This window comes from Catenulispora pinisilvae (assembly GCF_015356865.1).
Lineage (GTDB): Bacteria > Actinomycetota > Actinomycetes > Streptomycetales > Catenulisporaceae > Catenulispora > Catenulispora pinisilvae.
On the sequence record NZ_JAAFZA010000026.1, the window covers coordinates 41,237 to 65,465 of the forward strand.

General features: G+C 67.8%; 20 protein-coding genes and 2 pseudogenes. 9 read left to right on the forward strand and 13 right to left on the reverse strand.

Annotated elements, in window-relative coordinates:
- Positions 1–69: 69 nt before the first annotated feature.
- Positions 70–2,745, reverse strand: coding sequence for an RICIN domain-containing protein (locus tag IZR01_RS09970; RefSeq protein WP_194923679.1), 2,676 nt, complete (start codon positions 2,743–2,745; stop codon positions 70–72).
- A gap of 12 nt (positions 2,746–2,757) precedes the next feature.
- The gene (locus tag IZR01_RS09975; RefSeq protein ID WP_438939693.1) at positions 2,758–4,011 is read right to left on the reverse strand and encodes a poly(ethylene terephthalate) hydrolase family protein; all 1,254 of its coding nucleotides are present in this window, start codon (positions 4,009–4,011) and stop codon (positions 2,758–2,760) included.
- 1,602 nt (positions 4,012–5,613) lie between these two features.
- On the opposite strand from IZR01_RS09975, the gene IZR01_RS09980 reads away from it, so the two are divergent.
- A complete protein-coding gene (locus IZR01_RS09980; RefSeq protein ID WP_194923681.1) occupies positions 5,614–5,793 on the forward strand; it encodes a hypothetical protein in 180 nt (59 codons plus the stop codon).
- 325 nt (positions 5,794–6,118) lie between these two features.
- On the opposite strand, the gene IZR01_RS09985 is transcribed toward IZR01_RS09980, so the two are convergent.
- Both IZR01_RS09985 and IZR01_RS09990 read right to left on the reverse strand, forming a co-directional pair.
- Positions 6,119–7,129 carry a LacI family DNA-binding transcriptional regulator gene (locus IZR01_RS09985; protein ID WP_194891747.1) on the reverse strand — a complete coding sequence of 337 codons (1,011 nt, stop codon included), beginning with the start codon at positions 7,127–7,129 and terminating at the stop codon, positions 6,119–6,121.
- A gap of 112 nt (positions 7,130–7,241) precedes the next feature.
- Entirely contained in the window at positions 7,242–9,074 is a 1,833-nt protein-coding gene (locus IZR01_RS09990; RefSeq protein WP_194923682.1) for an RICIN domain-containing protein, read from the reverse strand.
- A 389-nt stretch (positions 9,075–9,463) separates the two neighbouring features.
- On the opposite strand from IZR01_RS09990, the pseudogene IZR01_RS54135 reads away from it, so the two are divergent.
- Positions 9,464–9,574: pseudogene (locus tag IZR01_RS54135) on the forward strand (carbohydrate ABC transporter permease); the annotation flags it as partial.
- A gap of 48 nt (positions 9,575–9,622) precedes the next feature.
- Here the strand turns inward: IZR01_RS54135 and IZR01_RS53105 are convergent.
- The 3 genes from IZR01_RS53105 to IZR01_RS10005 form a co-directional block, all read right to left on the reverse strand.
- Positions 9,623–10,039: a DUF1731 domain-containing protein gene (locus tag IZR01_RS53105; protein ID WP_194923697.1), complete on the reverse strand. Its 417-nt coding sequence runs from the start codon at positions 10,037–10,039 to the stop codon at positions 9,623–9,625.
- Between the two features lie 83 nt (positions 10,040–10,122).
- The gene (locus IZR01_RS10000; RefSeq protein WP_194923698.1) at positions 10,123–10,626 is read right to left on the reverse strand and encodes a MarR family winged helix-turn-helix transcriptional regulator; all 504 of its coding nucleotides are present in this window, start codon (positions 10,624–10,626) and stop codon (positions 10,123–10,125) included.
- Positions 10,627–10,689: 63 nt separating this feature from the next.
- Complete coding sequence (locus tag IZR01_RS10005; protein WP_194923683.1) at positions 10,690–11,484, reverse strand: helix-turn-helix domain-containing protein; 795 nt, start codon at positions 11,482–11,484, stop codon at positions 10,690–10,692.
- Positions 11,485–11,601: 117 nt separating this feature from the next.
- Here IZR01_RS10005 and IZR01_RS10010 point away from each other — a divergent pair, with 117 nt between their 5' ends.
- From IZR01_RS10010 to lhgD, 4 genes are all read left to right on the forward strand, one after another.
- Entirely contained in the window at positions 11,602–12,417 is an 816-nt protein-coding gene (locus IZR01_RS10010) for a phytanoyl-CoA dioxygenase family protein (protein WP_194923684.1), read from the forward strand.
- Entirely contained in the window at positions 12,414–12,758 is a 345-nt protein-coding gene (locus tag IZR01_RS10015) for a hypothetical protein (protein WP_194923685.1), read from the forward strand. The genes IZR01_RS10010 and IZR01_RS10015 overlap by 4 nt, the downstream gene beginning before the upstream one ends.
- A gap of 106 nt (positions 12,759–12,864) precedes the next feature.
- Entirely contained in the window at positions 12,865–13,290 is a 426-nt protein-coding gene (locus IZR01_RS10020) for a hypothetical protein (RefSeq protein ID WP_194923700.1), read from the forward strand.
- 181 nt (positions 13,291–13,471) lie between these two features.
- Positions 13,472–14,662: an L-2-hydroxyglutarate dehydrogenase gene (lhgD, locus tag IZR01_RS10025; protein ID WP_194923686.1), complete on the forward strand. Its 1,191-nt coding sequence runs from the start codon at positions 13,472–13,474 to the stop codon at positions 14,660–14,662.
- Positions 14,663–14,867: 205 nt separating this feature from the next.
- Here lhgD and IZR01_RS10030 read toward each other — a convergent pair whose 3' ends face one another.
- Both IZR01_RS10030 and IZR01_RS54140 read right to left on the reverse strand, forming a co-directional pair.
- Complete coding sequence (locus IZR01_RS10030; RefSeq protein ID WP_228559126.1) at positions 14,868–16,700, reverse strand: hypothetical protein; 1,833 nt, start codon at positions 16,698–16,700, stop codon at positions 14,868–14,870.
- Positions 16,701–17,198: 498 nt separating this feature from the next.
- Positions 17,199–17,258 (reverse strand): annotated as a pseudogene (locus IZR01_RS54140) (hypothetical protein); the annotation flags it as partial.
- A 516-nt stretch (positions 17,259–17,774) separates the two neighbouring features.
- Here IZR01_RS54140 and IZR01_RS10035 point away from each other — a divergent pair.
- The 3 genes from IZR01_RS10035 (at position 17,775) to IZR01_RS10045 (ending at position 20,167) form a co-directional block, all read left to right on the forward strand.
- Complete coding sequence (locus IZR01_RS10035) at positions 17,775–18,374, forward strand: hypothetical protein (RefSeq protein WP_194891756.1); 600 nt, start codon at positions 17,775–17,777, stop codon at positions 18,372–18,374.
- Between the two features lie 211 nt (positions 18,375–18,585).
- A complete protein-coding gene (locus IZR01_RS10040) occupies positions 18,586–19,566 on the forward strand; it encodes a serine hydrolase domain-containing protein (protein WP_194923688.1) in 981 nt (326 codons plus the stop codon).
- Positions 19,567–19,936: 370 nt separating this feature from the next.
- The gene (locus tag IZR01_RS10045; RefSeq protein ID WP_194923689.1) at positions 19,937–20,167 is read left to right on the forward strand and encodes a fibronectin type III domain-containing protein; all 231 of its coding nucleotides are present in this window, start codon (positions 19,937–19,939) and stop codon (positions 20,165–20,167) included.
- A 20-nt stretch (positions 20,168–20,187) separates the two neighbouring features.
- Here the strand turns inward: IZR01_RS10045 and IZR01_RS10050 are convergent, their stop codons facing one another.
- From IZR01_RS10050 to IZR01_RS10065, 4 genes are read right to left on the reverse strand one after another with little or no spacing between them, the layout of a single operon-like run.
- Entirely contained in the window at positions 20,188–20,853 is a 666-nt protein-coding gene (locus tag IZR01_RS10050; RefSeq protein WP_194923690.1) for a hypothetical protein, read from the reverse strand.
- Positions 20,854–20,885: 32 nt separating this feature from the next.
- Complete coding sequence (locus tag IZR01_RS10055) at positions 20,886–21,761, reverse strand: carbohydrate ABC transporter permease (protein ID WP_323746093.1); 876 nt, start codon at positions 21,759–21,761, stop codon at positions 20,886–20,888.
- Entirely contained in the window at positions 21,758–22,705 is a 948-nt protein-coding gene (locus tag IZR01_RS10060; RefSeq protein WP_194923691.1) for a carbohydrate ABC transporter permease, read from the reverse strand. Before IZR01_RS10060 ends, IZR01_RS10055 begins: the two co-directional genes overlap by 4 nt.
- A complete protein-coding gene (locus IZR01_RS10065) occupies positions 22,702–24,036 on the reverse strand; it encodes an ABC transporter substrate-binding protein (RefSeq protein WP_323746968.1) in 1,335 nt (444 codons plus the stop codon). The genes IZR01_RS10060 and IZR01_RS10065 overlap by 4 nt, the downstream gene beginning before the upstream one ends.
- Positions 24,037–24,229 lie beyond the last annotated feature (193 nt).

A 24,229-nucleotide genomic window follows, 5' to 3' on the forward strand; every position in this document is an offset into this window, starting at 1 on the left:
CGGCTCGCGTAGCTGCACCGGGTGGGTGGCAGGACGCGATCGCCGGCCGCCGACCCTGTGAGTCTTCGGTCAAGGCGCCAGCTGCCACTGCTGGTTGGTACCGCCGTTGGCGGTCCACTGCACGACCTGGGCTCCGTCGCTGGTCGATTGGCCGGAGACGTCTGCCACCAGTCCGCTGTCGTGGCTGGCGATGGTGTAGTACCCGGTGCCGGCGGGCTTGAGGTACCACTGTTGGTTGGTGCCGCCGTTGGCGGTCCACTGTTGCAGCTGCAACCCTGCGGTCGAGGAAGACGCGTTGACGTCGAGCACCTTGCCGGTGGCCGTGTAGGTCAGGGTGTAGGCGCCGTCCGATGTGGTGCTGATGGTCCACGCGGCGGCGCCGGTCTGCTGGACGGCTTTGGCGCCGTCGGCGGTGGAGTTGCCGGCGATGGCCAGCGGCTTGCCGCTGTTGCGGTTGACGATGTGGTACGTCCCCGGTGTGGGTCCGCCGCCGGAGCTGCCGCTCAGGGTGAAGTACTCGACCGAGTCGCTGAAGGTGGTGGTGCTGGACTTGCTTGTGGACAGCACCAGGTAGATCCGGGAGCCGGAGGCCGGGGCGGTGAAGGTGACCGGTTGGGTGAGGCGGGAGCCGAGCGGGATGGTGAGGGTGCTGGTGCCGGTGGCGATGACCGTGCCGGTGGGCTGGTCCAGGTGCGCCGTCCAGGTGAAGCCGACGGAGGTGGTGGCGAAGTCGTCGTTGAAGATGGTGATGTTCCGTGTCACGGTGTTGCCGTAGGCGTATGAGGGCACTGACTGGGCAAGCGGGAAGTCGCCGTTGGAGTCCGAGACGCCGGAGGCCGACCAGTAGGGCAGGTCCAGGGCGGCGATCGGGTTGAAGGCGGCCTGGATCCGCTGGATCTGCGGGTTGCTCCAGGGGTCGGGCAGGTTGTCGGCACCGTAGATCGGGTGGCCGCCTTCTTCCGGGGTGAAGTCGGTGGTCTTCACACCGGGCACGAACCCGGCCCAGGCGGACAGCAGCGTGTACGGGCGCAGGTCGCTGGCGTCCTTGCCGCGCTTGGCGGCCGTGGAAGTGGCGAACCACTCAAAACCCTGCTTCGTGTTACAGGCGGGCCAGATGTACTCGCCGTCGCCGAGGGGGCGGCCGGTCCCGGACCAGAGCTGGTCGCCGTAGTGGCCGAAGCCGTCCAGGTAGTGCGGCACGATGTTGAAGTTGGCGTACGTCATGTCCGGGTAGTGGTTCGGTGACGCGCCGACACCCGCGTCGACGCTGATCGGCCGGGTGCCGTCGTTGCCGTTCATCGCCGCGTACAGGTCTTGCTCGAACTGCTCAGAGTCGAAGGTGCTGCCGGTCGGCTCGTTGGCCTGGCTCCAGCGGATGACCGCGGGGTGGTTGCGGTCGCGCAGCACCAGGGCGCGGGCGTGGTTGACCATGTTGTCGTGTCCGGCGACGAAGTCCTGGGTGTTGTTGGAGCCGCGGATGGCGGTCTCGTCGATGACCATCAGGCCCATCTCGTCGGCCACATCGAGCATGTAGGGGCTGGCCGGCTCCTGGTGGACGCGGACCACGTTGTAGTTGAGCCGCTGATAGTTGTCGACGGCCTGCGGCCAGCCGCCGTTGCCCTGGGACGGCGGCAGGAAGCCGGGCAGCGTGTCATAGGCGTCGCCCACGCCGCCGTTGTTGACCCGGTCGTAGTCGGCGCCTTGGAGGTTGTCGCCGCGCAGGTTCGCGCGGATGCCGTTGAGGTAGTAGTACGCACCGTTCTGCGTGAACTCCCGGAATCCGAACCGGTAGGTGGCCTCGCTGGTGTGTCCGTCATCGGTGGATGCGAGCACTGATAGATCGTGCAGCTGTGCGCCGTAGCCGGAGCGATAGGGCACATTCGGCCACCAGTAGGAGGCGGTGCCGAGGTTCCAGGCCACAGGACCGACCGTCACCTTCGCGGTCGAGTGCGCGGCCACCGTGACGGTGGCACCCGGCAGTGTCGGGTAGCTGAACGATGTGCCGTTGTCGGAGGCGAGCGACCCGGTCAGCGTCACCGAGCGCGAGCTGCCCGAGGTGTTGGTCACCGACACGTCGTAGGTGAGGCTCTGGTTGGCCACCGAGGTACGCACGAACGCGTCGCTGACGTAGACCGCCGGATACACGCGCAGGAACGCGGAGCGGAAGATGCCCTGGGGGATCGCTTCGCACCAGTCGGCGGCGACAGGCACCAGATAGTTGCCGGACGAGCTCTTCAGCGCGTTGCGGCCTTTGACGTCCACGCTGATCGTGTGCGTGGTGCCGGGTGTCACGTACGCGGTGATGTCGAACATCGAGGGGGTGAAGGCTGTGGTCTGGGTGGCGACCACGCGGCCGTCCACCGACAGCGTCGCCTGATGGTTCACCACGCCGAACTCGATCCACACCGACTGCGGCTGCCCCGAGTCCGGCACGGTGATGCTGCGCGAGTACACCGCCTCGCCCACGTTGGTGAAGCCCTGCTTGTACCACCCGCCCCCGGGCACCATGATCGACGTCGTGCCCTGGCCGGCCGGGGTGAAGCTCCAGGAACCGGACAGGTCGACGGACTGGAGCGCGGCGTTGGTCGCGGTGAGGTTCTCAGGACTGGCGGTCGTCGCGGCCGCAGAAGCCGCGGGGGCGAAGCGCGGCAGAGCGAACGCGGCGGCCGCGCCCGCGCCGGTGGCCAACAGCCGTCGACGCGTGAGCTGGTGCTGGTGCTCTGGGAACGAATCCGAAGCGGGCATGGAACGAGCCTCCTACCGTAGGGTCCACTTCTGGTTACTGCCGCCGTTGCAGGTCCACAGCTCAAGCGGCGTGCCGTTGGCCGTCCCCGCGCCGGTGGCGTCCAGACAAAGTCCTGATTGGTCTCCGGTGATGGTGCCGTCGGCGTGCACTGTCCATTGCTGGTTCTGCTGGCCGTTGCACGACCAGATGATCGCCTTGGTCCCGGGGCTGGTGCCCTGGGCGTTCGCGTCCAGGCAGCTGGTGCCGAGCACCCGCAACTGGCCGGTGGCGGTGTCGGTCCACTGCTGGCTGGTCCCGCCGGTGCAGTCCGACAACTGCACCTGGGTGCCGCCGGTCTGCGTACCACCGGGCACAGTCACGCAACGCCCCGAGCCGGCACCGACGATCGCGACCGACGTGGGCGGCGGCGGGGTGCTGCCGCCAGGCACGTACGGGCACTTGGGCTGGTAGGCGGAGATCGACGACGGATCCGGAAGCGCCGGGCACAGGAACTGCGTGTAGCGGGTGTCGCTGTCCACGAACACCTTGAGCCACGGGATGATCAGCTTCATCTCGACGTTGTTCGGGTGTGTGTAGTACACGTGGTCCGCTCCGGCGATCTGCGCGAAATCGCTTTGCGTCGAGGCCGGGAGCGTGCCGTACAGGTTACTGAGATACGACGGCGTGACGGTCGCGTCGTTCTGGCCGCCGACGATCAGCGTGGGCACCGTGTCAGTGGCCAGAGTCAGTCCCTGGCCGGGGAAGCCGGGAGCCAGCCCGATGGCCGCCCGCAGCTCGGGGTGCTGTTCGGCCTCTTCCATGGCCCCGGCGCCACCCGCGGAGTGGCCGAGCACGGACAGCCGGGCCGGGTCGACCTCGCTCTTGACCGGGCTCTGGGTGGTCAGCCAGGTCAGCGCGGCCCGCAGTTCGGCGGCGCGTTGGCTGTCGCTGTCGGTGCCGGTGTTGGTCTCGGTGCAGATCACGACGAAGCCGAACGAGGAGAGCCAGGGGCCCATCCAGGCCTCCTCATTGGCACACAGCGCGGTATATCCCGGCACGATCGCCAGCGCGCCCCAAGTGCCCTGGCTGGTGTCCGTCGGGTAGTAGACCACCCCGCCGCCGAACCCGTTGCCGGACGGAACGCTGAGCTGCGCGGTGGCGAACGGGCCGCGACTGGCTTCGATCATCGCGAGCGTCGGATCCGGACCACGCTGCGTCCCCGTCACCTGCACCGCCGCAGCGCCGGGCACACGTGACTGGGCGAAGGCCGGTCCGACCGCGAGCATCGCCGCGAGCAGTGCGGCGACGGCCGCGACCGCAGCGACCGGCAGTCGAAATGAATGCCGCCAGAGCACTGACACGGATCCCGTCCGCGCGCCGCCAGTCGGCACCGCCCACCTCTGCCGTCGCATGACCCGACCTCCTCGTGGCTGCACAGCATTCACCGCCCGCACGGTCGGATTGGGGCACACTGCCGACCCAGAGATGGGATGTGTGCGCGAACTTTCGGACCTCTTGGCTGACAATGACAGGACATCGGCGGGCGCACAAGGACCGCCACAGCTTCATCGTGGTCTCCTAGAGCCCCGCCCAGACCAGCTCACCGCCAGTGAGCTTCCACGAAGCACCTGACCAGTGCCTTTAGAGTCGAGTCACCATCGGGACCGCGCACGCCACCGGCCGCCGCCTGGTGAAACTTCCAGCTCGATCAGCGCAGGGCACCGGGTAACCAGCCCATTACTCAACACCTGCCGGAGTGCGATCATCCATCCCATGTCGTTCGCTCCAGATCGACGTCCACGACGGAATCGTCTCGCGCGGACGGCGCCGCCGTGCTGCGCCTGCGCAGCACGGCGAGTATGCAACTTTCGGCGATGGAGAGCCCGGTAAAGAGATCATCTACCAGCGCCTGTCGAGGCGTTCATCAACCCGTTTCGCCTCACGTTGAAGGCCACCCAACAGGGCTTATGTCTCACCGGAATGGCAGCCGCGTCTGAGCGGCGATGCGGCAACCCGATGCGCTGACACTCGTGCCAAAACTGATGTGCTTGACACATATCGCATCCGTAGCTACATCAGTCTGGAACATTGCACCATGGCTAGTGCGGTGGCTGGATTGGTTTGCCGTGTTGGTGGTGTGGTTGCGGGTTGGGCGAGAGTCGGGCACGGAGGCCGCCGGTCACGTACGGGGTTAAGGGCGTTGTGAAAAAACCGCCTGTTTTCGTCCGCCGGCTTGTGTACGCAAGGCGCGGTCGCGTGGCAGGGCGGACGAAAACCGGCCGTTTTTTCACAACATGTGTGGTCGGCTCAGCCGTGCCCGGCTTGGGTGCGGGCGCTGCGGTGGTTCTGGTCCCGGCGTCGGGGGTTGGCGCCTGGGTTGTTCGTTCTCGGGGTGAGTACACATGTTGTTGAGAAACCGGCGGATTTCGGCCGCCTGCCCGCCCGCCGCCGCGTGCGCGAGAACATTTGGCCGAAATCTGCCGATTTCTCAACAACGCCTTTAAACCCCGTACACGACCGGCGACCTCCGCACCCGACTCTCGTCCAACAGGTGACCACACCACCAACCCGGTGAACCAATCCGGCCACCGCACTAGCAAGCACGCCGCAATCTTGACAGGCGGGAAGCAGCCACGCCGAAAGGGCGCAACACATGAGAACGCACTCAGCCCGAACCAGACCCGCGCTGTGGCTGTCCATACTCGGGCTGGCGTCGTCGGCTGGCGTCGTCGATCATCTGCGCACCCTTATTCGGCGCCGCCGATGCGCGTGCGGCTGTGCAGACGACGCTTTACGTTTCGCCGAGCGGCTCGGGGACCGCTTGCTCGTCGTCTTCGCCATGCAGCCTCAGCCAGGCGAAAAGCACGGTCGAGAGCCTCGCGAGCTCGATGACCGGAGACATCGTGGTGTCCCTGACCGGCGGCACCTACCGGCTCTCCACAACTTTCCAACTCGGACCGCGGGATTCCGGGCAGAACGGCCACACCGTCCTGTGGCAGGCGGCGCCGGGGCAGACCCCGGTCATCAGCGGCGCTACCCAGACCGAACAGCTCAACAGGCCCTGGTGACGGTGACCGGCCTCGCGCCCGGCAGCCACACCATCCAACTCGTGAAGCAGAGCGGCAGCTACATGCTGCTGGACGGCTTCGTCGTCATCCCGGCCGCCGTCACACCGGTTCACGACATCACGTTCTCCGGCATCACGTTCGAGTACACGACATGGAACGCCCCGACCACCGCCGGCTACATCGACAATCAGGCGGGCATCCAGTGGAACGCGTCCAACGCCTGGACCCCGGTGAAGACGCCCGCCGCGCTGGAAGCCGTACGCGGCACCGCATACCGATGGGCTGATCCCCGCGCTCCCGGAGCCCGTGCCCCGACGACACATCCTCACCGCACGACCGGGCCGGTGCTGCCGCGCAAGGAGATCGGAGGCGCGAACAGCCGACGCTTCGGTGCCGCACCGGGTTCCGCGATGCGCTCCATGATGAGCTGCACGGCGGTCGCGCCCATCTCCGCCGCCGGGACGTCGGCGGCGGTGAGCTGCGGCCGGGACTCCTCGGCCCAGCGGCTCGCCACGACCCCGGTGACGGAGAACGTGTCGGGAATCTCGTGCCCGGCGCGCTCCAACGCTCGCTGGACGCCCGGCAGCGCGGCCTCGTTGATCGTCGCGATCGCGGTGGCCTCGGGGTGCGCGGCGAGGATCTGCGCCACGCAGGTCTCTCCCGCCGACGCGTCGTCGGCACAGCAGAACTCCGAGGCGATCACCCCCCGCTGGACGGCCGCCTCGGTGAATCCTTGATACGCGCGCCGAGCGGGGCCGTATCCGGCTGCCACGAGCCTGGCGGAGCGGTTGATGAACGCGATGTGGCGGTGTCCCAGATCTGCGAGGTGGTGGACGCAGCGGGCGATCAGCGTCGCGTAGTCCACGTCGACCCACCACATGCGGTCCGGCTCGCCGACGCGGCCCACGGTCACGAACGGCATTCCGGCTTGTTCCAGGCGGGTGACCCGCGGATCCGCCAACCGGATCTCCATCAGGACCACGCCGTCCACCCGCTGTCCGGTGACGAGGCGGTCGAAGGAGCGGTCGTGGTCGCCGCCGGACGGGGAGAGCAGCACATCCAGATCGACACGGGCCGCGGCCTCCACGACGCTGGCGACGAAGTCCAGTTGCATGGACGTCAGCCGCGCCCCGGCAGGCGGGATCACCAGGCCCAGGGTGCGGGTCCGCCCCTCCCTCAGCGCCCGCGCCGCGGCGCTGGGACGGTAGTCGAGCTCGTCGACGACCTCCAGGATGCGCCTGCGCGTGGCCGCCGCCACCGGTCGCTTGCCGGACAGCGCGTACGACACCGTGCTGCGCGACACCCCCGAGCGGCGGGCGATCTCCCCGATGTTCATCGACACTCCGATCGAATCGATTCGCACCAGTGTAGTCGCGACACCGTCGCAGGATTCGGCGGGAGCCGCCCCGCAGTGCTCTGTCACGAACGCCACGGGGCGGCGGGTGCGTTCAGCGAGGCGCGAAATCCTGGTTCGTGCCGGGCGCGTTCTTGCACGGCCACTGATCCAGTTGCTGGCCGGCATTGCTGCCGTCGCCGTACGCGTCCAGACACACGCCGCTGTTCTGGTTCTTGAACTGCCAGGAGCCGTCGGACTGCTGCTGGGGCAGCCACAGGCTGTTCGAAGCACCGTTCACCGGTTGCTGAACGATATCCGGCGTGCCCTGGGCTGTGGAACTGTTCGCGACCGCGACGTCCTGACCGGAATTCTGCGCCTGGATCTCGCCATAGCCGTTGGAGACCGGGACGAACTGGAACTGCTGGTTGCCCTGCCCGTTGCAGGTCCACTGGTCGATGGCCGCGCCGGCGTTGCCGGTGTCGCCATACACGTCAAGACACAAGCTGTCGCTGGCGACAGTGATCTGGTGGTAGCCGCTCGGGAAGCCGCCGCCGGTCGATCCGGCCGGAGTCACGTACACGGCGAACGCGTCGTGCGCGGACTGGAACGTGAACGGCACGGTGATCGAACCGCCCGAGGTGCTGACGTTCTGGTTGTAGACCACCTGCGGCGAGCTGAGCGGCGCCTGGTCCGGAATGCGGTCCACGGTGACGTTCACGCTGCCGTTGTTCGCGAGCCAGGGTACTGACGACAGGCTGTCGAAGGTCACCGACGCCGCGCCGGTGTAGCCGTTGGAGTCCCCGATGATCGCCACCGCGCGCTTGTCGGCGGAGTCCTCGGACGCCGAGATCGCGGTGGAGCCGACCTGCCCGGAGGTGTTCACAAGGGTTCCGGTCATGTCGGCGTAGTCACGCAGAGCCCACCAACTGCCGGTCGGCTGCCAGGTCCCGTTGACCTGGGTGAGCACCCCGGTCAGGTTCGGCGTCACGCAGCACGACCAGTTGCCGCGCATCGCGTTGGTGTATCCGGACTGCGCGAATCGTGCCAGATACCAGGCGGTCACGCCGGCGGTCTGCCGGTCGGCCGGCTGGTACTCGTTCGCCGACAATGGCACCGCGCCGATCCCCGCCGCCGTCAGATCGCTGTTGAGCGCCTGCGCGACGGTGACCGGGTCGTCCACGTCCCCCTCGTCGTGGTTGCTGATCATGTCCGGCACGGTCCCGGCCGCTTTGACGTGCGAGAACCAGGTCTGCCACTCACCCGGGCTGCGCTGTGGCGTGTAGCCGAACGACGGCCCCACGATCTGCGCTCCGGGAGCGACCCGGCGGATCTCCCGGTAGGCGGTGTCCCACATCTGGAAGTACTGGGTGCTGTCCACCCCCGCCTTCCAGAAGACCGAGATGTCCGGCTCGTTGTCGATGTCGTAGGCCAGCTTCAACCCCGAGGCCTGCAACGCGCTCACCGTCTGATCGATGAAGGCGGCCCAGTTCGAGCAGTTGCCGTTGTCGCACGGATACATCGTGTTCGACGGCTGACCCCCGTTGAGTCCGTACAGGTCGGTGAGCAACACCTGGTACTGCGCGTGATACGGCGGCTGGGTCAGCCTCTTCGCCTCGGCCAGGATCGAGTTGACATCGGCCTGCGTGGCGGAGCCGAGTTGGTAGTTGTCCTTGATCCAGCCGCCGGAGAACCAGCCGCCGCCGCGGAACGCGTTGATCCCCAGAGGTTGGATGAACTGGTCCGCCGGCTGCGTGCCGTCCTCGGTGAAGCCGTAGAGGAACCCCTCCCCCACCCCTGTCGACGGTCCGCGTGTCGACGCCAAGTCCACACTCAACGACTCGCCGGAGGATGCCCGGCTCACGGCCGGTGCCAGCATCCAGAACGCGAGCGCCAGGGCGGTGGCGATCGCCAGCGCCACGTGGCTGGGTCTGCTTCTTGTTCTCATCGATTCCTCCTGTGGTACGGCGCGGCTGCGTTGTTCTGCACACGATGCGTTTGACTCACGGAAGGCCGGCGGGCGCTGTCAGGACACAGCGGGCACCCCGGTCTGGACAGGTCGTCAGTGACACCGGTCACGGGCTCTGCGGCTTGACCGGTCAGGGCATCGAATCGATTCGCGTATCCGGTGGATCGGATGCTACGACTGCTGACAGGGTCGGTCAACGGCGTGTTACATACTTCGCGCTTCGCGAGGCCCAGACCTGCGCAGCACTATGAAAGCGTCCTGAAAAGCGCTCCCCGGCGCATCCCGGCGTCCAAGGTCGACAGCGCACGCCACTCGTCGAACCGATTCGGTCCAGGACTGCGCCCTGAGCCCTACATGTGCGCAGCCGTGTGGACGTGACGATGCAGGCGGCTTCCGCTCTCCTCGGCATCATCCCGGCGATCGTCTTCTTCCTCATCTTCCAACGGACGCTCACCCGCGGCATGACAGTGGGCTCGATCAGTTGGAGCGCAGGCTTCCCGGCGGCGCCTTCACCGCGACGGATGCGGTCAGCTCGTTCGCAGAACGAAGTGGAGCGCGTCGTCGATTCCGGGGTGGCTGAAAGCGAAGCCTGCCTTGAGCAATCCGGCTGGGACTGCGCGGCAGCTGGAGGTGATGCTGGTGGAGAACTCGCCGAGCACCACCCTGAGGACGAAGGCCGGGACGGCGGCCCCGGTCGGGCGATGCGGAGCGCGGCCCAAGGCTCGGGTGATCTCGCGGCTCGTCAGCGGTTCGGGAGACGTGAAGTCGACCGGGCCCGACGCCTCCGCGGCGTCGATCGCAAAGCGCAGTGCCGCGATGTGGTCGGTGAGCGAGATGAACGGCCAGTATTGGTCTCCGGAGCCGAGTCGACGGACCACCTGGTGTCCGTCGGCGAGGAGCGAGCGGGTGAGGGCGGAACCGATGAGGCCGGTGGATCCGGTGATGGCGACGCGCGTGGCGCCCTCCTATACGGGCAGATGTGCGATGTGCGGATGCCGCCGTGGCGGCGGTACAGCCGGCGGGAATGTCAGCGGCGTTGCCAGGGCGGCGCCGACGGGTAGGCGGACTCCTCGTCGGCGCGGCGCAGGGCCGCGGTGATGGCTTCGCTGATCGTCGCCCATTGCCCCACCTGCTCGGGGACCAGGACATCGAACACCGCGCGCCGTACAGCGGCGACATGGCCCGGTGCTGTTTTCGTGAGCAGCTCCGCGCCGGTCTCCGTGAGCTCGGCCAACTGGCCGCGCCGGTCGGACGGATCGTCCCGGCGTCGGACGTAGCCGGAGTCCTCCAGGCGGATCACCGCGCGGGTGAGGCGGCTGCGCGTGAACTTGAGCTGCTCTGCGAGCGGCGATATCTCCATCGTCCGGTCAGGCGCCGCGGACAGGCGGGCGAGCAGCCCGTAGTCGGCGTGCGTCAGGCGCGCGTCGCGTCTGAGCTGCTGGTCAAGGTAGTCGCCCAGCAGGGTCGAGCAGTCGAGGAACGCGGTCCACGCCCGCATCTCCGTGGGGGTCAGCCACCGCGTCGGGGTCATACCGCCGGCCATGACCCGCGATGTTTGACTGGTCAAACATCTCCCCAGCACGGGGGCCGCTTCTCACCTGGAACGATCTGCCGTTCTCAGGGCGGCACGGATGCTGCGGGGGGCGCCGCCGAGTTCGCGGCGGCAGGCCTTGTTGAACGCCTGCAGGTCGGGGATGCCGACGGAGGCCGCGATCGCGGGGATCGACAAGGTGGTGGAGCTCAGGAAGTGGCGGGCGCGCTCCATCCGCCTGGTACGGATGTAGCCGACGACGGACTGCTCGGTGGCAGCGCGGAACAATCGGGTCAGGTGGTTGTGCGAGACGCCTGCCGCCCGTGCGATCGCCGGTACCGTCAGCGGCTCGGCCAGTTGGGCCTCGATCAGGGCCATCGCGGTGGCCACCGCCGGGTGGGTCTCCTGCGCTTTGCGGGGCCGCGGCGGGCCGAGTTGGGCGATCCGCCACAGGGCGGCCCACACTTCGGCGGCGGCTCGCGCCGGAGTGTTGGGCCAGGCGGCCAGTGCCAGGCGCAACTGCACGGTGAGTGAGGAGAGTTCGGAACCAGTGTCCTGAATCACCGGCACGCTCTGGGCATCCCCGGTCGGTCGCAGGCGCATGTGCACGTAGAGGTGCTCGGAGCGGCCCCGGTAGCGGTAGCAGACCTGGGTGCCGGGCGGGATGAGGCTGACACGGCCGGGGCGGATCTCGTGCGCGGTACCGTCCACCGTCAAGTCGGCCTCGTAGCCGTAAAGATGAAGCTGCCACAGATCCGGCAGCGAGAACTCGTCCACACGACCGGCCGGGCCGTGCACCCCGATGCCGACCGCGGCAAGGCTCGGAGGCTCGTCAAGGTGAGCGAGAGCCGTGTCCATGGGCACGTGTCTACCACAGCGATCACAACCGCCTCTGGCGAGCATGGTGATAATCGACCAGTGGAGGGTGAGCCGAACCCACCCGGCGCTCCGGGGCCGGCACCTAGCGTGGCGGCCATGGAGAACAGGAAAGTACTGCTCGCCTCGGTTCAGATGGCGCGCTTCGTGGCGCGCGGGTCGCTGCGCTTGGACGCGGTCGTGCCGGAGCAGATGAATGCCGAGGCCTTGACGGCGCTGGCGGCCGGGGTTCCGCCGGTGCCGTACGGAACCCCGCTGTCCCAGGCTTATGCGAAGAACTCTTTCGTTCGCCGGTTGTTGGAGTTGCCACAGGTGGCGGGGGCTCTCCACAGCCTGGTGGGGCCCGAGCCGACCGTGGACCACCACGCCGTGCACGTCCGCGAGCCGCACGGCGGCCAGGCGCAACCGCTGCACGGGGACGCCATCATCGATGTCCGCCCCGACGCCTTCGACGTGCAGTTGATGTACTACCCGCAGGCGGTGACGCTGGATATGGGCGGAACGCTGAGCGTCCCCGGCAGCCACCTGCGCCGGATCAACGAGTCCGACACCGGGCGCTACCAGAACCTGCGCGGCCAGGACCGGCTGGTCTGTCCGGCGGGGACCGTGGCGTTTCTGCACCACGGCCTCTGGCACGGCGGCCGGCGCAACGACAGCGACACGGTGCGCCACATGTTCAAGATCCGCTTCAATCCGGCGGTCCGCCAACTGCGGCTGTGGAACACCTCAGACCTCGACGACCCGCAGGTGATCAGGGAACTGGACGCCACCTTCCCGTGGTACGAGCCGGCCACCGGACGGCTGGAGCGCTACAACCGCGTCCTGCTGTGGCGTGCGCTGACCGGCGACGACCGCTTCGACATCGACTACTGGGTGACCAGGGTCTCCAACCGCCCGAAGGAGGCGGCGATATGACGACCACCTCGGACTCCGGCCGGCGTCCCGCCACCGCGACTCCCCTGCTCCGCCAGCAGGTGCTGGTTCTGTACCTGGCCAACTCCGCACTGGACTCCCATGTCGTCGGCTGGTCGCAGTACGACGGTGCCGGGCACACGTCACCCACCACGGGCGATGGCGACGAACCGCCGTATGAGTCAGGGCTCGCGGCACTTCAAGACGGCTGGCGGCTGATCCAGGCATCCCAACTGATCCCGCCCTATCCGGGCCACGAGTATGACGTCTCCTTCCTCAAGCACGAGTTCTTCTTCGAGCAGATCGTCGACATTCAACGAGAACCGGGGGTCGGATCCCGGTAGCGTCGCGCACAGCAAGGGAGTCGCGGCGCGGCCTCGGCCCCGTTGCACCGCGCGCGAAGACGTGGTCGGTGATATCAGGGCCCTTCTTCTCTATCGTCCGGTCGTCGTGAGGCCAGCAACGCCGAGTCGCCGAACAGCGGGGCCGCGGCCAGGCATCTGGCAGACGATCGCCGAATTCGTCACGGACACCGAGCTCGTCGTGGGCGGCTTCAGCATGGGCGGCCTGATCACCCGCTACGCGCTGGCGAAGCTGGAGACGGGCAACCGGTATCTCGGCTTCGACACCGAATCAGGGTTCTGGCACCGACTGTGGCAGCACCGCGGGCCGCGGCGGCTGCACGCCGGCAAGGCGATGTTCCTGCGGCCCGCCGACGTCGACCAGATCATCAAGATCCGCTGCTCCTGGATCGCCCAGCACCGCGGTCACCAGCGGACCAGCGCGCTGACCGACGAGATCGCCACGGGGGCCAAACAACTGGTGATCGCCTTCGCCGGGCAGGCTGGGGCCGGGGCGGGGGGCGGATTCCACTGAAACCAGCGCCCTCGCTGAAGTGTGAAACCGGCGGCCCCGCTGAAGCCTGGAGCCGGCGCCTTCCGCCGAAGCCGGGGATCGGCGGGATCGGCGGGATCGGCGCGGTGCGCATATCCGACCTTCGTGATCGAAATCGCCGGTGCCTGGGAACGCGATACCGAGTCGCGTAGCCTGACCGTTTGTGGGCGATGTCGTAGTGGTCGGCGGCGGGATCATCGGTCTGGCCGTTGCCTGGGAGCTGACCGGGCGCGGGCTGGGCGTCACAGTGCTGGAGAAGGAGGCCGGCTGGGCCACGCACCAGACCGGCCACAACTCGAACGTCGTCCACGCCGGGCTCTACTACAAGCCCGGCTCGTTCAAGGCCCGCATGTCCGTCGCCGGCAACCGGTCCGTCATCGACTTCGCCCGGCGGCACGGCGTGCCCGTCGAGGTCTGCGGGAAGCTCGTGGTGGCGACCGGCGAGCAGGAGATCCCGGCGCTCGACGTGCTGGCCGAGCGGGCCGCTGCCAACGGGGTGCCGGCGAAGCGGATCACGCCGGCCCAGGCTCGGGAGTATGAGCCGGAGGTCTCGTGCGTGGCCGCGTTGCGGGTCGAGTCGACCGGCATCATCGACTATCCCGGCGTGTGTGCCGCGCTGGTCCGGCTGCTCGGCGAGGCCGGCGCCGACCTGCGGCTGAACAGTGCCGTGCTCGGCATCCGGGCCGGGCGCACCGGCGGCGTCGAGGTCGCCACCGCCGCCGGCGTGGTCCGCGCCAGAACCCTGGTCAACTGCGCCGGCCTGCACTCCGACCGGGTGGCACGGCTGGCCGGCCTGACGCCGTCGGCGCGGATCGTGCCCTTCCGCGGCGAGTACTACGAGCTCCGGCCCGAGCGCCGCCACCTGGTCAGGGGCCTGATCTACCCGGTGCCGGACCCGACACTGCCGTTCCTGGGCGTGCACCTCACCAGGATGCTCGACGGCAGCGTGCACGCCGGCCCGAACGCCGTCCTGGCCCTGCGCCGCGAGGGCTACCGCTGGACCGACTTCTCCGCCAGAGACGTCGCCGAGGTCGCGACCTTCCCCGGCACCTGGCGCCTCGCCCGCCGCCACGCGATCCCGACCGGCCTGGACGAGGTCCGCCGCTCGTTCTCGAAGAAGCGCTTCGCCGCCAGCCTGGCCCGCCTCGTCCCGGCCGTCACCGAGGACGACATCGTGCGCCACGGCTCGGGCGTACGCGCGCAGGCCATGCACCGCGACGGCTCACTGGTCGACGACTTCCTCATCGAGACCGCGCGCGACCAGGTACACGTTCTGAACGCGCCCTCGCCGGCCGCGACGAGCGCATTCGAGATCGCCCGCCATATCGCGGACCGGGTGCGACAGGACAGGTGAGTTCAACCATGGCTCGCGGCCATGGATCATGAGCCGCGGATGCCCGCGACCACCTGGGCGTCGGTCAGCGCCTGGTGCGCGGACGGTCGGTGGCCGCTCTCCGCCTGAGTCACTACGGCCTGGAGATCGCCGGCGACTTTGTTCATCGCGTCCTTCCCGCCGGGCTTCTGGGGCGATCCGGGGTGCGATCCCGAGGTGCGGTTCACTACAGCGAGGTCGTGTTCAGATCCTGAACCGGCGGCTTCACGTCCGGCCCGGATGCCGGTGCCGCCGACAACTGAGCCTGCAGCCGGGCATGCCGGAACTGATACACCGCGCCGGACTGCCGCAACAGTCCGCGGTGGTAGGCGTCGTCGAGGAAATCGGCGGTGGCCCAAGGCAGGCGCCCCGTCAGTGAAAGCCAGAGTCGGGTCAGCAGCAGCCACTGCCCCCAGGCGGTGAACGCGAGCGTGTACATCACGGCCCCGATCACGCCGCCCACCACACCGATAGCGGTCGCGGCGGCGAAGGACCAGTTCAGCCGTCCGAGGAACACCTGCGCGGTCTCGGCCACCAGTTTGCCTCCGACAGCGATCGTCAACGCCAGTGCGGGGACGAGGAGCAGCAGTTGCCGCACGGCTGCGACGCGGGCATCGGCCAGCAGACTCAACGGCGTGGGCGCGGATTCGGTGTCCGGCACGCTCAGGCCGGCGGCCAGGCCGAAGGAGAAGCCGGCGGCCAGGCCGAATATGAGGGTGAACGCGGCCATGTCCGTGAGGGTGACCGAGAGGGCTACATGGACAGAAGTGTGGCTGGGGCCGCGGACGAACGCCAAGTTCTGGACCGCACGCCCCAGACCGTATCCGCAGCCCAGAACGGTGCCGCCGAGAAACCCGTAGGCGAACCACGTTCCCACGCGCCCATGCCCGCTCGGGCCTTTGGCGTGTCGCGTCGGGAAGAGCAGGCGTATCCGCATCTGTGAGGGCTCGATCGGAAACCGTCCCGGCAATACCGTCAGCGCATATATGAACCCGAAGGACAGCCCTACAAGCGGGCCGAAGATAAACACGTCGGTGGCGAACGCTTGGGGCATCGCCATGGGCCTCCGGTTGCCCAGCGCGATGTAAGACAGCGCGACCAGCGTATCCGCGACAATGGTCATGGCTATTCCGGCGAGCACCACAGCCAAGATCCGCGACGCCGGCCTGACCGAGTCGCACAATCGCCACCACGCGAGATCTTGCCCCGCCGTGTCCTCGGAGCGCCGCGCGTGGGCGGCAAGGTGCGCGGCGTACTGCCCGGCTTGTTCCGCGGTCCACGAGGGTGTCAGACGTCGATGAACGCGGCCATCGGTGCCGGCTGCGGGATATGTCGCCGGATATATGTACGGCCGCCGATACAGCGCCGGCACGAATCCAGCCAACAGGTGCTGTTCAAGCGCGGTGACGGTGGGAAAACGCGCGGTGTCCAGCAATTCACCCGGATCGTTGTCCGGTACGTCGCTGTAGATCGTGCGCGCCACCAACGTCATCAGCGGCGTACGCAGAACCTTGAGAAGTCGTTCGGCCTGCGGTCTCTCCGGCTGCTGGATCAACTCCTCCAGTACCAGGTTCCAGCGCGTCGCCGTCGTGCCCGGCCGCGCGGTACCGGGCAGGTATCCGGCCAGATCATCGAGCGTCAGGTCGTCGAGTTCGATCCCGGCCGCCCGGCTGAAAACGCGGGTGTCCGAGACCCGCTCGGTGAGCGGACTGGTCCGGCCGGTCAGCAGCATCGGCAGCCGCGTGGCGTTGAGCTCCTCCAACGCGCGGTCCTGCAAACGCCCGGCGATCTCGTCGAACCCGTCGAGCACGGGCAGGATCCAGCCGTCCGCGAGCAGTGCGGCGGCCGTGCTCCGTCGGCCGGGCGCCGACACACTGAGCTCGGGATGGTCGCGCCGCAACCGGTGCACCAACCAGTCGCGCAGACCGACTGCGGCCGGATCCCACGCGCCGATGCTGAAGACCACCGGCACCGGTTCGTCATCGACCCGAGTGGCCAGGTAGTCCAGCACGAAGCGCAACGCCAGGACGGTCTTACCGGAGCCCGCCCGGCCCAGCACCACCAGCCTGCCGGTGTCCAGCGACCGGTAGGTCTCGGCGATACCCGACAGGTCACCGGCTGAACGGTCCTGCGATATCCGCTCGGCGAACCCGGTCCGCGCCGCGTGCCAGCGCACCAGCAACGGCCTCGGATCATGGATCCGCCGCTGCTCCTCTTCTCGGGTCCACCGGTCCTGGACGCTCCGAGCGAGGGCGGCCGCTACTTCATCGAGCCCGCCGAGGCCGGGCCGCGGCCGGATCGGTCCGGCATGGCGGGACGCCTGGTCCGGAGCCAGTCCCGGAGCCAGTCCCGGAGCCGGATCCGGAGCCAGTCCCGGAGCCGGCGCGGCATCGCGTTGCCTCGACGAACCGTCGAGCTCGCGCCAAACCTCATCCCGGTCCCGGTGCACCGCGTCGGCCAGCACATTGGCGACCATCCGCACCGTGCTGATCCTGAAGTCCGTGGCCGCCCCGGTCTCCAACCGCCGGACGGTGCGCACCGCGACCGCGGCCGCCTCGGCCAACTCCTCTTGAGTCATCCCGGCCTGGCGGCGCAGAGCTCGCAGTACCTCCGCTCGACCGATCCCCTCAGTCACACTGATCCCCCTTGCCGCACCTCACCCCAAGTCAGCACACAGTAATGGACAACGACCGGCCTTATCTGGCCGGTTGTTTGCCGCCTTGCGGCCTGGCCCTGTGAGCAGCACGCCAGCAGTCTTGCCGAGTCGGGCCGAATAGGGCTGCACGGCCGAGGGGTCCCAGTCGGAGGGAGGGGCGATGAGTGCTGCTTGCCGCTACTCGTGTGCGGACTGCCGGTACCGGACTCCGCGCCTTCCCCGGGAGCGGGGGGCCAGGCAGCTTGCCGATCACTACTGCGAGAAGCACGCCGATGCGTTGCCGGCCGGTCGAGCGGAGCTCGTGCCGACAGACTTGCAGGCGATCCGCGGCTGCCTCCTGGCGGCGCTCGCCCTCGTGTTGTTCCTTCTGCTCGCCGCTTCGTGCGTGCACCACATCCAGAGTTCGCCACGACCCGGCGCCCACGTCCAGGAGGAATCATGGAAGCAGCCCACGAATACCGCATGCTGATGGCCTGCGATATCGCTGCCCCGTCCGGCCGCACAGAGCAGGACCGGCTGGAGATCCGCCAGTTCCTGGAATCGGCCTGCCGTGGGGCTTTCCACGCGGGCGGAATGGACTGGGACAGTTGCACGCGGTGGAACACCACTGACGGTTGCCGACTCGTCGTGCCATCAGGTTTCCGGAAGCGGACACTGTTAGACCGGGTACTGCCTGGGCTGACGGCCCTCCTGCTGTCGTACAACGAGTGGGCCGCGGAGCACCTCCGCATCCGCCTCCGGGTCGCGCTGCACGCCGACGAGATTCATCGGGACAGCCATGGCAGCGCCTCAAACACCCCGTTCGAGATTCTGCTCTGTCTGCTTAATGCGACATTGTTGCGCACCGCCATAGCGGACGCCCCGAACAACGTGCCCATCGCCGCGATCTTTTCACAGCGTTACGGCGAGGAGATCGCGGGCTGCGACAAGTACGAGTCTGGCACGGATGCCTTCATCCCGGTCGAAATACGGGAGAAGGAGTATAACGGCCGAGCTTGGATTCACTACCCTGGCAGCCGCGAGGTGCCCCGTCCGTAGGATGTCGTTCCGGTAAGCGAGTACTGATACACCCAAGGGGATGGATTCTTTGCGTTCTCACATAAAGCTGGCCGCCGCATGTCTCGCGATATCCACCATAGTTCCGACGGTCGGGGCGACCACCGCACGCGCCGATGTACCAAGTGCCGCGGCGATTTTGCAGGCGGGGACGAATACCGGGGTGGCTGATGGCTATCCCGGGGTGATCGGCATGATTCGTGATGGCAATACGGTGCAGTACGTGTCGGCCGGGTATGGCGATTCAGCCACGAAGACGACTGCCGATCCGCAGGGGCAGTTCCGGATCGGAAGCCTCACCAAGGCTTTCACCTCGGCGGTCGTGTTGCAGCTGGAGGCCGAGGGCAAGCTCTCGCTCGACGACAGCGTCGAGAAGTGGCTGCCGGGCGTCGTCGACTCCAACGGGTACAGCGGTGCGAACATCACCATCCGGGAACTGCTGAACCACACCTCGGGGCTGCCCGACTACACGGGCGCCGACGCCGGTCTGGTCGGGATCGACTACTTCGCCAACATCAGCCCCAATGCCGTCTACGCGCCGCAGACCCTGGTCTCGACCGCGCTCGGTTCCCGGGCACCGGTCTCCGCCCCGGGCGCTACCTGGGCCTACGCCAACACGAATTACGTGCTGGCCGGCATGATCATCCAGGCCGTCACGGGGAACACCCCCGGCACCGAGATCACCAACCGGATCATCCAGCCGCTCGGCCTGACCGGCACCAGCTTCCCGGCCACCAACCAGCTGACCGGTGACTTCCTGCACGGCTACAACGACTTCTGGGGCTTCGACGGCACCTACTCCAACATCACCATGTTCGGCGCGGCCGGGGCGATCGTCTCCACCCTCCCCGACCTGTCCACCTTCGTCCAGGCCCTGATCGGCGGCCGGCTCCTGCCCGCCGCACAGACCGCCGAGCTGGAGACCCTCGTGCCGGAGGGCAACGGCGCCGGGAACGGCTACGGGCTCGGCATCGCCCAAGAGAAACTGCCCTGCGGCAAGACCGTCTGGTACCACGACGGTGCGGTGCTCGGCTACCACAGCTACTGGTTCTCCAACGCCGACGGCACCCAGCAGGTACTCATGATGGGCAACGAGTACCACGGGACCGAGGGCGGGACCAAGGGCCAGAACGATACGCAAACCGCCCTGGTCAACGCCTACTGCGCGCTGTGATTCCGCGAAGGACACCGGTGCCCGGGGCCGGCATGGGCCGCCGACACGATCCAGCCCGGGGGTGGCCACCTTCCGGTATCAGGGTCCGGATCCACGCCGAACACCCCGGTCGGAGGCAACGGCACGGGTGCCGACAACGGCGGCGATAGTCCAAGCAGCAGCGGCGGGGTCCGCACCAGCGGACGCGGCCCGGGCCCGACCACGTCCAGCCAGCCCGCCGACGGCCACGGCAGCAGTACGCCCACGAAAGCTCCGACATCCCACACACCGCCACCGACCCACTCCCCCTCCACGCCACCGGCCGGCGGCAGCGCCCCGGCGGCGGTAACGGACGTCGCTATGCGCCCCGACACCCAGGACGGCAGCACTGATGGCGGTGAGTTGGGACGCCGATCCGGGCGCGACCGGCTACGTGGTGAAATCCACCCAAGAGTTCGTCCCGAATCCACCGGCCTCGGTCACGGTGCCGGGCACCAGCACCTCGATCACGGTCATCCCGGCTCAGGCCTACTGCGTTCAGGTACAGGCCGTGAACTCCTACGGCGCGTCTGCCTGGTCCCCAGCCAGCCCGCTCTGCGTCCAGGCCATGCCGGGCGTCTGAACGGCGCCAGTCAAATCAGCTCACTGTGATGCTGCGAATCGCAGGAGGGTCGTGCGCACCGCGGCCACGGTCATCACCATTGCGGGCGCCGGCACCAGGAGAAGCAGTGAGGCCGTCCAGTGCGTGGCGGCCCAGATGCCGAGGCCTGCCACGCACGGTGCGGCCAGGAAGCGGAGCGGCTGACGGGCGATCAGGTGCAGGGCACAGATCCACAGCAGGCGCCCGCGCAGGTCCGGGCGGGCCACGCCGAGCGACAGCACGGCGAGCAGGCCGAGCCCGCCGACCACCGCGCACCCGCCGGTGACCGCCAACGACGGCAGCACCAGCAGGCTGGAGGTTCGCACCCAGATTCGCAGCGAGACCAGTGCGATCGCCATGGGTACGGCCGCTGGGAGCGCATGCTTGACGGCGAACCGCCAATGGTTGTGGAGCGTGTGCCACCACGTGGCCACGCCGGCCTCGCCGTGGACTCCCACCTCATCCAGCACGCCCATCAGCGCAAGGAGAAACGGCGAAACCAGCAATGCCGCGAGCAGCACCGCGACGGGGCTGATGCCCGGAGCGATCAGCTCGGTGACCACACCGGCCAGGCAGACCGCGACGCTGCCGAGGAGCAGCGCGGGCAAGCTGGGCCACAGCCCGCGAAGCAGCCCGGTGAGCGCGCGGTTCTCCGCGTCGGAACCCATTCGTCTCTGAGCCGTCATCGTTCCCTGGCCGCTCATCCTCTGATACCCACGGAGGCGACGCTGGCCACGAAGCTGCGCTGGAAGATCAGGAACACGACCAGCACCGGTATCGTCACCGCGGCGATCGCCGCGAACACCACCACCGACGCGCCGTTGTTCTGACCGCTCTGCAAGGTGACCAGGCCGATCGGGAGCGTCATGCGGCTCGGGGTGGACAGGAAGATCAGCGGGCCGAAGTAGTTGTTCCAGGACGCCTCGAAAGCCAGGATCGACATGGCCGCGACCGCGGGCCCGGACAGCGGCAGTATCATCCGGAACAAGATCCACGGGTGCCCGGCGCCGTCGATGCGCGCCGCCTCGTCCAACTCCCGTGGGATGGTGTTGAAGTACTGCCGGAAGAAGAAGATCGAGAACACGTTTATCAGAGCCGGCAGCCACAGCGCGGCCAGGTTGTCGATCAGGTGCAGGTGCCGCATCAAGATGAACACCGGGATCACGGTCATCTGTGCCGGCACCATCAGAGCACTGAGCATGCACAGGAAGATGCCGTCCCGGCCGCGGAACTTCAGGCGGGAGAAGGCGTAGGCGGCCAGCACACTGACCGCCATCGAGCCGACGGTGGAGATGACCGCCACCACAAGGCTGTTGACCGCCATCTGCCCGAACGGGATGAGCCCTGAGATGCTCCGGAAGTTCTCGGTCGTGAACGGCCTGGGAATCCAGTTCGGCGGCAGGCCGAAGGCGGAATTCTCGTTGGTGAGGCTCTCCACGACGAGCCACACCAGCGGGGCGATCATCAGCAGGCCGACGACGAGCAGCAGCAGGCTGACCAGGAGGCGGCCCGGGCGCGGGGGCCGCGGGGGCCGGGCGGTCGCCGCGCCGGCGACGGTGGCTTCGGTCGTGGTCACTGTTGGTGGACCCACTTTCTGGCGCCGAGGAACTGCAGCAGGGTGACGATCATCATCACCAGGAACACCAGAAGGGACACAGCCGACGCGTAGCCGACCTGGAATGACTGGAAGCCCTTCTGGTACAGGTACATGACGATCGTCGTGGTGGCGTTGTCCGGGCCGCCGTCCGGGGTGATGATCTGCGCCGGATCGAAGATCTGGAACGCACCGATGAAAGTGATCACGGTGGCGAAGAAGATCGTCGGCGACATCATCGGGATCGTCACGTTCCACAGGATCTGCCGGGGGTTGGCGCCGTCCGCCCTGGCCGCCTCGATCAGTTCCTTGGGCACTGTCTGCAACCCGGCGAGCATGATCACGAAGGTGAATCCGATGGTGTGCCAGAAGTCGATGCCGATGATCGCGGGCAGGGCCCAGTGCGGATCCGTGAACCAGTCCGGCGCGTGGATGCCGACCCGGCCCATGTAGTAGGGAAAGATGCCGAAAGTCGGGTCGAGGACATATTTCCAGAGCAGCGCCACGGCCGCCCAGGAGATCACGAACGGGAAGAACACGGCGGTGCGTACGAAATACGCCAGCGCCCGATTCATCACCCGGTTCACGCCGAGCGCCAGGAGCAGGCCGCCGACAAGGTGGGTGAGCACCGAGGCCAGCGCGAAGATGAAGGTGTTCGCCAGCGCCTTGTACAGCAGCGGATCGTGGAACATCGCGGTGAAGTTGCCGGCCCCGTTGAACTTGGCCGGAGTCAGCATGTCCCAGCTGAAGAACGCGAGCACGATGGCGGCCACGAACGGGCCCGCGATGAAGACGACGAACAGCAACAGGGCCGGGCTGAGAAAGAGATAGCCGACCCAACCACGGCCGGCCGGCCGTGGTGTCCGCCCCCGATCCCGAGGATCGAGCGCGGGCGCCACCTGCGACGACGGCTGAGCGGTCGTCATAGAAGCGTGCTCAGGGTCTTGTTCGCCTGCGAGAGGGCATCGGCGACCGGCATGGTCCCGGTGATGGCGGCCTGCCAGCCCTTGGTGATCGCGGCCTGGGTCAGCGCGCCCTGGTTCGGCGACGGTATAGCGGTGCCGTACGACATGGCTTTCGCGATCAGATCAGTGCCCTGCGGCGCATCGCTCAGGAACGCCGGGCTGTCGGCCACCGACTCGCGCGCGGGAACGTTGGTGCCGCCGATCTGCGCGTAGAACTCCGAAGCCTCCTTGGACATCATCCATTTCAGGAAAGTCCAGGCGGCGTCCTTGTTCTTCGATGCTTTGAGGATCGGCCAACCGTCCCAACCGATCGGGGAGCCCTGCTGGGTCTTGGTCGGCCAGTTCACGATGCGCACCTTGTCGACCAGGCCGAGGCGGCGCATGTCCAGAGTCGGCCAGCGGCCGCCCCCGAGCGTGGCGAGCTTGCCCTTGGCCATCTGCGCCGCGGCGTCGAAGGCGCCACCGGGCTTCGGCGACAGGTCGGAGTCCAGCAGGCTTTTCACGAAGGTGGCTGATTCGACGGCCGCCGCCGAGTCGAAGGTCGAGGTGTTCCAGTCCGCGTTCAGCGTGCTGGCGCCGTTGGTGAGCAGCCAGGGCATGATGTCGACGAACGGGAAGCTGTAGCCGAGGGGCAGCAGGAAGGCGCCGGTCTTGCTCTTGATCTGCATGCCGGCCTGCATGAATTCGTCCCAGGTCCAGTCGCTCGCCGGCAGGTCGACCCCGGCTTTGGCGAACACGTCGGTGTTGCAGTACATCAGCACGGGGTTGTAGCCGCCCGGGATGAAGTATGTCTTGCCACCCACCGAACCGTACTTGGTGGTCATCTCCTTGAACTTGGGGTCCGCGTCACCGAAATAGTCGTCGACGACCTGCTGGTCCTTGGCGATGTACGGGTCGAGCGGCTCCAGCAGACCCTTGGAGGCCAGCAGACCCTGGCCCTCGGTGGCCACATCGATGATGTCCGGCACCTTGCCGCCGGCGATCTGGGTGGAAACGGTACTCGCGAAGGTCGCCCAATCGCCCGCCGCGATGCCGCGGGCCGCGATCTTGATCGTCGGGTGCGTCTTGTTGAACGCGGCGAACAGCTGCTCGAACGCCTTCTGCTGGGTGGCATCGCCGAGGTAGATCAGGCTCAGCGACGCCGATCCGCCGCCGGATCCGCCCGAACCGCACGCCGCGAGGGCGCTGATCGCCGGCACGACCGCGGCCGCGCCCCCGAAGAGCTGTAATGCGCGCCGCCGTGAGATCGAGGAGTTCACCGCCGTCGGGTGATCCGTTCTGTCGAGCTCCACCGTGATTCCTTTCGGGTCGCAGAGGGTGCCCCGGACGGCAGTCTCGGGGCAGACCCGGCGTCGCGTCGTCCGCCCGCTTCCAGGAGTCCATCCGGAAGCATCTGTGCGGCGGTCAGGCAATCGATTACCAGGAGTGGTGCTGGATATCCAAGCATCGGCTCACTGGCCCGTCAATACTCCCAGGATCAGACGG

What these genes read in the sequence shown, in the direction of transcription:
- IZR01_RS10060 (WP_194923691.1), bottom strand. Translation starts at nt 22,705, where the DNA reads ATGACGACCGCTCAGCCGTCGTCGCAGGTGGCGCCCGCGCTCGATCCT.
- IZR01_RS10010 (WP_194923684.1), top strand. Translation starts at nt 11,602, where the DNA reads ATGGAGAACAGGAAAGTACTGCTCGCCTCGGTTCAGATGGCGCGCTTC.
- IZR01_RS10050 (WP_194923690.1), bottom strand. Translation starts at nt 20,853, where the DNA reads ATGGGTTCCGACGCGGAGAACCGCGCGCTCACCGGGCTGCTTCGCGGG.
- IZR01_RS09985 (WP_194891747.1), bottom strand. Translation starts at nt 7,129, where the DNA reads ATGAACATCGGGGAGATCGCCCGCCGCTCGGGGGTGTCGCGCAGCACG.
- IZR01_RS09980 (WP_194923681.1), top strand. Translation starts at nt 5,614, where the DNA reads ATGACCGGAGACATCGTGGTGTCCCTGACCGGCGGCACCTACCGGCTC.
- IZR01_RS09975 (WP_438939693.1), bottom strand. Translation starts at nt 4,011, where the DNA reads ATGCTCGCGGTCGGACCGGCCTTCGCCCAGTCACGTGTGCCCGGCGCT.
- IZR01_RS09990 (WP_194923682.1), bottom strand. Translation starts at nt 9,074, where the DNA reads ATGAGAACAAGAAGCAGACCCAGCCACGTGGCGCTGGCGATCGCCACC.
- IZR01_RS09970 (WP_194923679.1), bottom strand. Translation starts at nt 2,745, where the DNA reads ATGCCCGCTTCGGATTCGTTCCCAGAGCACCAGCACCAGCTCACGCGT.
- IZR01_RS10045 (WP_194923689.1), top strand. Translation starts at nt 19,937, where the DNA reads ATGGCGGTGAGTTGGGACGCCGATCCGGGCGCGACCGGCTACGTGGTG.
- IZR01_RS10000 (WP_194923698.1), bottom strand. Translation starts at nt 10,626, where the DNA reads ATGACCCCGACGCGGTGGCTGACCCCCACGGAGATGCGGGCGTGGACC.
- IZR01_RS10040 (WP_194923688.1), top strand. Translation starts at nt 18,586, where the DNA reads ATGATTCGTGATGGCAATACGGTGCAGTACGTGTCGGCCGGGTATGGC.
- IZR01_RS10015 (WP_194923685.1), top strand. Translation starts at nt 12,414, where the DNA reads ATGACGACCACCTCGGACTCCGGCCGGCGTCCCGCCACCGCGACTCCC.
- IZR01_RS10035 (WP_194891756.1), top strand. Translation starts at nt 17,775, where the DNA reads ATGGAAGCAGCCCACGAATACCGCATGCTGATGGCCTGCGATATCGCT.
- IZR01_RS10005 (WP_194923683.1), bottom strand. Translation starts at nt 11,484, where the DNA reads ATGGACACGGCTCTCGCTCACCTTGACGAGCCTCCGAGCCTTGCCGCG.